Source organism: Streptomyces sp. NPDC093795, from assembly GCF_044764665.1.
Classification (GTDB): domain Bacteria; phylum Actinomycetota; class Actinomycetes; order Streptomycetales; family Streptomycetaceae; genus Streptomyces.
The window spans coordinates 1-1,812 of the sequence record NZ_JBIWIO010000025.1 but is presented as its reverse complement, the minus strand read 5'-3'; the positions used below and the strand labels follow the sequence as shown (position 1 = coordinate 1,812).

Here is a 1,812-nt window from a genome sequence, read left to right as displayed (position 1 = left end):
AAAGGGTGTTGCAGAAGGTCGGGCTTCGGTAGGCCGGAGTGGCGTATGACCTGCTGTTTCACCGTGTCATGGTGCGGTTGTGCATGGTGGCGACGGCCTGGACCGCGTGGTGGAGGCCGTCTCCTTTCTGGCGGCAGTCGCGGAGGATCTTCCAGTTCTTCATCCGGGCGAAGGTGTGCTCGACGCGTGCGCGGACGCGTCGGTGTTCGGCGTTGTCTTCCTCCTGGCCGCGCAGGAGGGGACGTCCGGCTCTCTTCCGGTGCGGGACGATCAGGCCGGTGCCGAGGTAGGCGCCGTCCGCGATCACTGTCGTCCCGGCCGCCGTGGCCGGCAGCCCAGATTCCCGCCACACGTGGGCGTCGGCCTTGTTGCCCGGTGCGGGCCGGGCGGAGGCGATGACCAGGCGGCTGTCTGTGTCGATGATGACCTGCACGTTCGCCGAGAACCGGTAGTTGCGGGAGGAGGCTGCGATGGTGCGGTCGCGGACCGGGATCAAGGTTCCGTCCACGATCCACAGCCGGTCGACGTCGGCGACCGGCCGCGGGGCGGGCTCCAGGGCCAGCAACCGCAGGCGGTGGATGACCCGGCAGACGGTGGCCGGGGAGATCCCGAAGAGCGGGGCGAGCTGCCGCATGGTGAGGTTGGTGCGGTACTAGACGACAACCAGCAGGACCCTGTCGGCCAGCGGCAGGCACCACGGCCGGCCACCACCGGGACCGTTCCCGCCCCGCTCCTTCACCACTTTCACCAACTTCGCGAACCAGTCGATTCGCAAGCCCGTGAACGTCTCCACCCACACCGGCCCAGCCCGCAACACCCCACCCATACAGGGAAAATGCCCGGAACTGAGCCTTCTGCAACACCCTTTACAGGCCTGTTCCGAAAGTTGTTTGAGAGGCGATCTCGTATGCCCCACCATTACCCTGGATCCGACCGCGATGCAGGGGGGCAATGGTGGGACGGAAGGCACGACGGGCCGCAGGGACACAGTCCTTCACGGATCTGCTCCGGCATCCGAGTCGCCTCATCGAGCAGCTCACAGGGAACGCTCGGCATCGCGCCGAGGCGGACGTGGTGGCGTTGAACGCGGGAGAGGCTCGCGAGGTCTCCGCGTTCGTCCGTGATGGCCGCCGCTTCCGGCAGGGATCGCTGATTCTGGATCCTGCAGCATCTCCGTTGGCGGTGTGGAGGCCTTTTCAGGTTCTCAGCAGAGCCGGCGAGGACATCGCCTTGGTTGCTCCGTTCCACGTTCATGGGGCGGGCCCGGTCTCCGGCCCGGGAAGTGGGGGAGTCGACAAGGGCATGTTCCGTCTGCTGTCCCTACAAGCCGCTGATCGTTACTGGGAGCTCGCCATCCCCGCTGCGGACATTGCTCTGGTCCGTGCTGCGCTGCGTGGAGATGGCGCCGGAAGCTAGTCAGAGAGGCCTCACAGTCACTCGTTCGTTGATCGCGATCGGCACGGTCGCCTCATAGCGGACGGCGAGTTTGTCGTACCGCGTGGCGACGGCGCGGTGGCTCTTGAGGCGGTTGATTCCGCACTCGACCGTGTGACGTTCGCGGTGGTCGATGGGGTCGAAACGTGGCGGTCGGCCACTGCGGGATCCGCGGCACGTCCCGCCACGGAACTCCGGTCCGGACCCGGAACCGTATGCCGTTGATCAGTTGCCGCCGGGGCCAGACAGGCGGGCGCCCGCCCTGGCCCCCATCGGAAACAACGGCTCCAGTACCGCCCCCTGCTCGTCCGTGAGATCTCCCCGACCCATGAACCGTGATCATTCACAGCTCAAGATTCACTTTCGACACACGCCCTA

The 1,812-nt window shown here is 66.5% G+C and carries 1 protein-coding gene and 1 pseudogene; both read right to left on the bottom strand.

Features of this window, described 5'->3' with window-relative positions; all coding sequences use genetic code 11:
- Positions 1-58: 58 nt before the first annotated feature.
- Positions 59-826 (bottom strand): annotated as a pseudogene (locus tag ACIRB7_RS33855) (transposase).
- A 642-nt stretch (positions 827-1,468) separates the two neighbouring features.
- Positions 1,469-1,777, bottom strand: a complete 309-nt coding sequence (locus ACIRB7_RS33850; RefSeq protein WP_403606738.1) for a transposase — start codon at positions 1,775-1,777, stop codon at positions 1,469-1,471.
- Between the last annotated feature and the right edge of the window lie 35 nt (positions 1,778-1,812).

What these genes read in the sequence shown, in the direction of transcription:
- ACIRB7_RS33850 (WP_403606738.1), bottom strand. Translation starts at nt 1,777, where the DNA reads ATGATCACGGTTCATGGGTCGGGGAGATCTCACGGACGAGCAGGGGGC.